Annotated in this window: 9 protein-coding genes and 1 pseudogene; 5 read left to right on the plus strand and 5 right to left on the minus strand. The window is 45.3% G+C overall.

The annotated features are described in order from the left end of the window. From RMO79_RS17970 to RMO79_RS17980, 3 genes and pseudogenes are all read left to right on the plus strand, one after another. Nucleotides 1–876, plus strand: a pseudogene (locus RMO79_RS17970) (NAD-dependent aldehyde dehydrogenase); the annotation flags it as partial. Nucleotides 877–959: 83 nt separating this feature from the next. Further along, nucleotides 960–1,202, plus strand: a complete 243-nt coding sequence (locus RMO79_RS17975) for a type II toxin-antitoxin system ParD family antitoxin (protein ID WP_310484613.1) — start codon at nt 960–962, stop codon at nt 1,200–1,202. Next, nucleotides 1,202–1,501 carry a type II toxin-antitoxin system RelE/ParE family toxin gene (locus tag RMO79_RS17980; protein ID WP_310484614.1) on the plus strand — a complete coding sequence of 100 codons (300 nt, stop codon included), beginning with the start codon at nt 1,202–1,204 and terminating at the stop codon, nt 1,499–1,501. The genes RMO79_RS17975 and RMO79_RS17980 overlap by 1 nt, the downstream gene beginning before the upstream one ends. 64 nt (nt 1,502–1,565) lie before the next feature. On the opposite strand, the gene RMO79_RS17985 is transcribed toward RMO79_RS17980, so the two are convergent. From RMO79_RS17985 to RMO79_RS18005, 5 genes are all read right to left on the minus strand, one after another. After that, a complete protein-coding gene (locus RMO79_RS17985; protein ID WP_310484615.1) occupies nt 1,566–1,748 on the minus strand; it encodes a hypothetical protein in 183 nt (60 codons plus the stop codon). Nucleotides 1,749–1,760: 12 nt separating this feature from the next. Further along, complete coding sequence (locus tag RMO79_RS17990) at nt 1,761–2,177, minus strand: DUF2752 domain-containing protein (protein ID WP_310484616.1); 417 nt, start codon at nt 2,175–2,177, stop codon at nt 1,761–1,763. 6 nt (nt 2,178–2,183) lie between these two features. Further along, the gene (locus RMO79_RS17995; RefSeq protein ID WP_310484617.1) at nt 2,184–2,441 is read right to left on the minus strand and encodes a TM2 domain-containing protein; all 258 of its coding nucleotides are present in this window, start codon (nt 2,439–2,441) and stop codon (nt 2,184–2,186) included. Nucleotides 2,442–2,636: 195 nt separating this feature from the next. Further along, complete coding sequence (locus RMO79_RS18000) at nt 2,637–3,581, minus strand: heme o synthase (RefSeq protein ID WP_310484618.1); 945 nt, start codon at nt 3,579–3,581, stop codon at nt 2,637–2,639. 60 nt (nt 3,582–3,641) lie between these two features. After that, nucleotides 3,642–4,619 (minus strand): heme A synthase, encoded by a 978-nt coding sequence (locus RMO79_RS18005; RefSeq protein ID WP_310484619.1) that lies wholly within the window; start codon nt 4,617–4,619, stop codon nt 3,642–3,644. A 556-nt stretch (nt 4,620–5,175) separates the two neighbouring features. On the opposite strand from RMO79_RS18005, the gene RMO79_RS18010 reads away from it, so the two are divergent. Together RMO79_RS18010 and ctaD are read left to right on the plus strand one after the other, a co-directional pair. Next, the gene (locus RMO79_RS18010; RefSeq protein WP_310484620.1) at nt 5,176–6,201 is read left to right on the plus strand and encodes a cytochrome c oxidase subunit II; all 1,026 of its coding nucleotides are present in this window, start codon (nt 5,176–5,178) and stop codon (nt 6,199–6,201) included. 129 nt (nt 6,202–6,330) lie between these two features. After that, nucleotides 6,331–7,980, plus strand: a complete 1,650-nt coding sequence (gene ctaD / locus RMO79_RS18015; RefSeq protein ID WP_310484621.1) for a cytochrome c oxidase subunit I — start codon at nt 6,331–6,333, stop codon at nt 7,978–7,980. Nucleotides 7,981–8,233 lie beyond the last annotated feature (253 nt).

Below are 8,233 nucleotides of genomic sequence, written 5' to 3' on the forward strand. Positions count from 1 at the left end.
ACTAAACCCATCACTTCCGAACTCGGCTGCGTTACGCCCATTCTCGTCGTACCAGGTAAATGGTCGCAGTCCGATCTTACCTTTCAATCACGTCAGGTTGCCAGTACGATCGCCCATAATGCCAGCTTTAATTGTGCGTCGGGACAAGTACTCGTCACCGCCTCCGGTTGGGCGCAGCGGGCTGAATTTTTAGCCGCCGTCAGACGCGAATTAGCCGCCATTCCCCCACGTCAAGCCTACTATCCCGGTGCCCAAGATCGCTATCGATCGTTCCTTGACAGATACCCTCAATCCGAGCCGCTAGAGACGCAGACTCTAGAAATCGTTCCGTGGACGCTAATTCCCAATGTACCGCCCGTAGCGGGCGAATATGCCCTAACTGAAGAGGCATTTTGCGGCATCTTAGCCGAAGTGACAATCGAATCCTCATCTGCCCCCGATTTTCTCGTTAAAGCTGTGGAATTTGCCAACGAGAGCGTCTGGGGGACGCTTTCTTGTACCGTGTTAATCGATCCTCAAACTCAGAAAAAATATCACCAAGAATTCGACACGGCGATCGCCAATCTCCGGTATGGTGCGATCGGGGTAAATATTTGGTCGGCAATGTTATTCTATTTCAGCTCGACAACTTGGGGTGCTTATCCCGGAAACACCCTTGCCGATATCGGTTCGGGCATTGGTTTCGTCCATAATAGCTATTTATTCGATCGACCCCAAAAATCCGTCGTTTACGCACCATTTCGGATCTTCCCCACTCCCCCCTGGTTTACAACTCACAAAAATCTATTGGGAATGGCGCGGAATTTACTCAAGTTTGAAGCTTATCCCACCTGGCAAAATCTCCCAGGGTTGGTAATGGCTGCGCTACGGGGTTAGGTATCTAAGGTGCCGAAATCGGCAACTTTCCGATTACATACAAACATATAATATATGTTGGTATGTAATCGATCGAAAACTGTATGCAAAAAAATACCAGCGTGACACTAGGAGAACATTTTGACACATTTATTGCCAGTCAGATCGATCAAGGGCGATTTTCTTCAGCCAGTGAAGCCATTCGTGCGGGACTCCGGTTATTAGAAGAACATGAAGTGAAATTGGCAGCTTTGCGAAGAGCATTGCAAGAGGGTGAAAATAGTGGATTGGCTGAGTACTCTCTATCTGGTTTACTCGAAGAATTAGATAAGGAACAATCTATCTAATGTCAATCTTTCATATCACCAAACTCGCAAAACAAGATTTACTATCTATCGGTCGATATACACAAGCTACATGGGGACACGAACAGCGAAATAACTATCTTGCTAAAATTGATGCTGCTTTTCATTTATTGGCGATCGAACCACAGCGCGGACGGGCATGTGACGATCTTCTGTTAGGCTATTATAAATATCGTGTCGGACGGCATCTAATTTTTTATCGCCATGCTTCGGAAGGCATGGAAATTGTCCGCATTCTGCACGGTAGCATGGATATCGAAGCTCATTTCGATGACGATTGAGCTTAGGAAATTGCAATCGATCGTAGTGTTATAGTTTATCTTATCGATCGCCTAGAAATGCTATTTATTTATGATTCAGGCGGGAGTTATGATAGCCAACATAGACAAATGCTAATACCTGAAGTGGAATCATCACTAGCATTTCTCTAGAGAACATATTGACATCCAATCCCGATACCAATGTAAAATAGCCCATGCTTAAAGTAGCAGGTAATAATAGTAATAATAATTTAGGCTTGGGTTTCACTAGCTGATGCTCCTAGAGATGAGAATTAGGTACGATCGAATTGAGTCGCAAGAGATAGTAACCGATAAAAACTACCACAATTGTAATTTGAATGTGGCGAGAGTGCAGCCAATTTAGATGAAAAGTTTGTTGGTAATTACCAGAGCTAAGTTCCCAGCTCCAGTGAATTACTAACGTACCTAAATAGATAAATAATAATGGTCCAAATAAATGATAATCGATCGCTTGCTTCCAGTCACCACGGACGATCGAGACAAACGATCGAGTCATACCACAACTCGGACAAATCGAACCAAACCAATGTCGCCAGGGGCAAAAAATAAAGTTAATTCGATATCCGGCTGCATAAAAATAGCTACTAATTAGTGGAGCAGCACAGATTCCTAGCCCAAAATAGCGGCTGATTTTTGCCGATCGCGATAGCCTCACTAGTCTCTAAAACCAACCTTTCTTACTGGCAATATAAGTATCGATAAATTCCCTATCGGTTTTAGTCAGATAGATAATTCCTTCAACCAAACCAATAATACCCATAATCGGGCTAGCAATCCCGCAGGTGAGGATGCTCGCTGCCAACATAATGGCACCTTCGGTATTATACCCAAGAATGAATTTATGAACCCCCAGGGCACCGATTAAAATTCCACAGATTCCTGCTGTAGTCTTTTTACTTGCATCATTTCCATCTTGCATTAGTCACGCTCCTAGATTCGATTAGTTAAATATTTTTATCGATACAGATCGTATCCCGATCGCTACTATTATTCCCAAAATCGCGCTCGAAATTATCATATTGTGATAAATCCTCAGATGCTCTGCGTATCGGTAACTTTTATCACGTCTGAGGATCGGATCGATCGATAAAATATTTGCTAACTCTAATGCTAATTATTTCAATAGCAGTGAGATCGCCGATTGTGTTTGAGGTAAACTATCGACAACTACTGCCGTACAGAGTAACATCATATACAAAATCGAATACTTAAACATCGATTTCGCGACACTTTTGTCGGTAGGAGCTTGTAATAATTTCCAGGCTTCGCGAACGAAAATGCCACCCAGTCCGATGGCGCAAATGCCATAGATAATTCCCGACGCACCCAATGGGTAGACGAGTAGCAATGTGGTGGGGATGAGTAACAGTGTATAAATCCAAATCTGTTGGGCGGTAGCAACTTCACCTTCAACTACAGGTAACATCGGGATTCCCACTTTGGCATAATCATCTTTAATCATTAATGACAATGCCCAAAAATGCGGCGGTGTCCAAATAAAGACGATTGCAAATAATACCCATGCTTCGATACTCAAACTATTAGTCACCGCCGCCCAACCGACAAGTGCGGGAATCGCGCCAGCAGCTCCACCAATGACGATATTTTGCGTCGTATGGCGTTTAAGTAGATGGGTGTAAATCCACATGTAGAATCCAATTCCAGCCATCGCTAAGAGCGCGGCTAATAGATTGGTAAATACAAATAAAGTCGTAAAAGATAAGATTGCTAATACTGTTGCAAAAATCCCTGCATGAAGGGGTTTGACTCTACCAGACGGGATCGGACGATTGCGCGTCCGCTCCATTGCATAATCGATGTCTCGATCGTAAATACAATTCATTGTTTGGGCTGAAGCTGCGGCGAGCATTCCCCCAATAACTGTTACTAAAAACAAGACCGGATCTGTTGCCCCATCGGATGCCAACCACATTGCCGCAGCCGTAACGATTAGCAGTAGGGGAATAATTCTCGGCTTGGTAAGTTGGTAATAACTCTGGATAACTTCAGAAAAACTTTGGTGTTTGGTGTCGATAGACCGATCGAGAAGCTCTTGCATATTTAGAAACTGGGGATTTATTTTTTACTGCTGCAGAATCTGAAAACTTGAGGTTTGAGACTAAGAGATTTGGGCAATTTTTGAGTTCTTCAGTCGCCACAAAGATCCTGTCAGTACTACTAATGTACCGAGCAAGAGTGCGCCGATCGCTTGATGGGTAACAGTAAGTACTTCGACTTGTAAATGTAGTTTAAAAGTCGCAACGCCAAGTAAGATTTGACCGACTAATAATCCCCCTATCAGTGTAGCTAAATCGCGGCAATATCTGGGGGTGCTAGGGTTGCGCCAGATTGCGACAACTACGGCGATGCAGCTCAGTGTCGCCGGAACTACACCGATTAGATGACTATTCATCACCGTGCAGAGTTCGGAATTCCCAAAACATTGATGCAGTGCCCATCTAGAGCCGACTAATCCACCGAGGATGCTTTGGATGTAGACAAAAATGGCAGCGGTGAGGGGGAGGTAGGGGGTGGGGGTGTGGTTTCGACTCCGCTCAACCACCGAGGGTGTGGGGTGTGCAGGAGGATCGAGCAAACAGGTACCGATCGTCAGTAGAGTTACAAAAAATAACAATGCCGTACCTAAATGCGCGGTGACAATATCAAAGCGGAGTAATTCGGTGACAGTGAAGGCACCTAAGGCTCCTTGCACCAAAATTAAGCTCAATGCCAGTAATGTCGCCCAGGGCAGCCAGCGGGGAAGCTGATGGCGGAACCACCAAGCAGAGCCAACTAATAGCAGCGTACTCAAGCCGATAAGGGCAGCATCTAAGCGATGAAACCACTCTAAAAACACTTGGAGATTCATCTGCTGGGTGGGTACCAATTGCCCGTAACATAACGGCCAATCGGGACATGCTAAACCAGCATTCATTACTCTGGTAGCACTACCGACTGCCATCAGCAGCAGTGTTGCAAACGCAATCTTCCAAATCGAGCGACGGAGCCGAGTTTGAATCGCCAGTGCCCATTCTCGATCGATTCGCGATTCGTCTTTACTAGCAGGATATTGAGGGGTAAGTGCAGAATCTGACATAATTTAACGATCGCTGAGTTTGTTTGCCTAACTATTGTTTAGCTACGCTAACTCAATTGTTTCCAAGCTAGCATTAATACCTAGTGGCTGCGAGGGTATTAACCGAGCGTCGGATCTGGTAAATTTGCGAAACCAATGGCTATGATTCATACCCGGCGGAACTTACACTCGATATCGAGTCAGATCCCAAAGAAAATGTTAAAGATCGCCTGAATGTAAATATTAATGTCATCTCGACCCCGATCGTTTGACAATCCCAAAGAAAATCTGAAGAAATGCAAATAAGTGCCGATCGCTTTAATTGCCTACGGTACCTTAGTAAAGGTAGTAATACTGGCTGGCCAAATCTCCACATTGCGACGATCGCCATCATCTAGTTAAATTTCTAAACTAAATACAATATCTTTAAACCTAGTGCTAAAGATAGACGACATCTATTCGCACGATGTTACAACGGCTTCGTTCGGTAGATTTCACAGCACATCTCTATCTCCGAGTACGCCACAATTGCTTTCATTCCCGATTCCGTAAACTTTTTTCATATTGGCAACAATCGATGAATATTCCTAGCTCAATTATTACGCTCCTGCTGGGTATAGGACTAACCTTAGTCAGTCTCTGGTACGGACAAAATCACGGGTTGATGCCCGTGGCGGCTTCCGAAGAAGCAACACATATCGATGGCTTATTCAATGCCATGATGACTATTTCGGTAGGGCTATTTTTATTAGTTCAAGGTGTGTTAGTCGTTTCCGCAATTAAATTTCGGCGGAAGCCCGGAGAACTGGGCGATGGTGCCGCGATCGAGGGTAACGTACCATTAGAAATATTATGGACGGCAATTCCCGCTGCGATCGTCTTGTGGATTTCGATTTACAGTTTTGAAATCTACAACGAAATGGGTGGTTTCGATCCCGCCACTGCTAATGACATTCATGCCATGCACGGTGCGCCCAGTGGTAAAGGTAGTGCAATGGCGGCGACGATGGATGGTATTTCACCCAAACCTAACTCGCAAATGGCATTAGGTGTCGGTGCATCTCCAGCCAATCAGGGTAAAGCCGCAGGTGTTAGTGTCAATGTCTTGGGACTACAGTATGCCTGGATTTTCACCTATCCCGATGCTAATGTGACTTCTGGGGAATTACATATTCCCGTCGGTAAAGAAGTACAGCTAAACATGAACGCTCAAGATGTCATTCACGCCGTCTGGATTCCAGAGCTGAGACTCAAGCAAGATGTCATCCCTGGTACTCCCACCCAACTGCGATTTACCAGTAATAAAGTGGGTAACTATCCGCTCCGTTGTGCCGAACTTTGTGGTGGTTATCATGGTTCGATGGTAACCCGAATGATAGTCCACACGCCTGAAGATTACGATGCGTGGATTGCCAGTCAGCAACAAGCTACTCAAGCGCAAGCAGAAGTAGTCAAGCAGACAATTGCGATGAATCCGGCAAATCTTTCTCCTAGCAAGTATTTAGCTCCCTACGCGAAAGAAATGGGCATCAAACCAGAAATGGTTTCACACCTCCATCACGAACATCAGATGGTGATGTCAATTGCCCCCGCACTCAAATAATTCGGTTGAGTTGCTGCGTAGCCTGTGTTACCCTACACCAGCCCTCCCCTTCACAAGGGGAGGGAGCAAAAGCCCCCCTTGTGAAGGGGGGTTGGGGTGTAAATTAACCTATTCCCTATTCCCTAAAAGATGACAGCAGAATTAACAATTCCCACCCAGCAAAAAGAGGATGATGTAGTCCATCATCATCGCACCTGGAAAGACTACTTTACATTTAGTACCGACCATAAAGTAATTGGCATTCAGTACTTTGTGACTGGATTTATCTTTTATATTATTGGTGGTTTACTCGCCGAAGGCATTCGGACAGAATTAGCAACTCCCGATGCCGATTTAGTCGATCCGGCGACATATAATAGCATGTTCACCATGCACGGCACGATCATGATCTTCTTGTGGATCGTACCTGCGGGAACGGGAGCATTTGCCAATTATTTGCTCCCCTTAATGATTGGGGCGCGAGATATGGCATTTCCCAAACTTAATGCTGTGGCATTTTGGATTATTCCCCCCACGGGATTGTTACTAATTCTCAGCTTCTTTTTAGGCCCCGCCCAAGCTGGCTGGACTTCATACCCACCGCTAAGTTTACTGACAGGTAAAGTTGGTGAAGGCATCTGGATTATGACCCTGTTATTATTGGGGACTTCATCGATCTTGGGAGGAATCAATTTCTTCACCACGATTATTAAGATGCGAATTCCAAGTATGTCAATGATGCAAATGCCCTTGTTTTGTTGGGCGATGTTAGCAACTTCATTGCTAATGTTAATTGCCACTCCAGTACTTGCCGGAGCATTGATTTTACTTTCCTTTGACTTAATTGCTGGAACTGCCTTTTTTAATCCAGTTGGTGGCGGCGAACCTGTCGTTTACCAGCACATGTTCTGGTTTTATTCTCACCCTGCCGTATATATTATGGTATTACCCTTCTTCGGGGTAATTTCCGAAGTAATTCCCACCCATTGTCGCAAACCAATTTTTGGTTACGGCGCGATCGCATACTCTAGTATGGTGATTAGTTTCCTCGGCTTAATCGTCTGGGCGCACCACATGTTTACCAGCGGTACGCCTGCCTGGTTGCGGATGTTCTTTATGATTACCACGATGGTAATTGCTGTACCGACAGGAATTAAAATTTTTGGTTGGTTGGCAACTATGTGGGGCGGAAAAATTAATCTCAACAGCGCGATGCTATTTGCGATGGGTTTTATATCCACCTTCGTCATCGGTGGTATTACTGGCGTAATGTTGGCTGCGGTGCCATTCGACATCCACGTTCACGATACTTATTTCGTCGTCGCTCACTTACATTACGTCTTGTTTGGCGGGAGCGTCTTCGGAATTTACACGGGTATTTATCACTGGTTCCCTAAAGTCACCGGACGACATATTAACGATACTTGGGGTAAAATCCACTTCGTGCTTACTTACGTTGGTTTTAACGTGACCTTCTTACCCATGCACATCCTCGGCTTACAGGGAATGCCTCGCCGAATTGCGATGTACGCACCAGAGTTCCAAGGTTTAAATCAAGTCTGTACCTACGGTAGTTACGTCTTGGCGATTTCGACAGTACCATTTTTAGTCAATGCAATTTACTGTGCTTACAAAGGCGATAAAGCTGGTAACAATCCCTGGAATGCGCTCACTTTAGAGTGGCAAACCACTTCACCCCCAGAAATCGAAAACTTTGAAGTTTTACCAGTATTAACTACTGGCCCTTACGACTACGGGGATACTGAGGAGGAAGAGAAAGAACTGTTAACTACTGTCTAGTTGATGCTGCTTGATGAGCGATAGCCGTTAGCGACATTACGATCCACTCTTTTAGATCTTCGCACATTGCTTGAATTGCTGCGGAGATCTACCCACCCCGCCCTACGGGCACCCCCCTCTTGAAAAGGTGCTTTACTTGCGGCTCGCCTTTGGACGGGTTCCCCGTCAAAAAAGGCGAGACAAGACAGGGGAAACAAGCGAGCTTTGTGGGGGAAGCTTCCCCCACAAAGCTCGCGCCCCAAGAACGCACTTT

Origin of the sequence: Chamaesiphon sp. VAR_48_metabat_403 (assembly GCF_031422475.1) — a bacterium.
GTDB lineage: Bacteria > Cyanobacteriota > Cyanobacteriia > Cyanobacteriales > Chamaesiphonaceae > Chamaesiphon.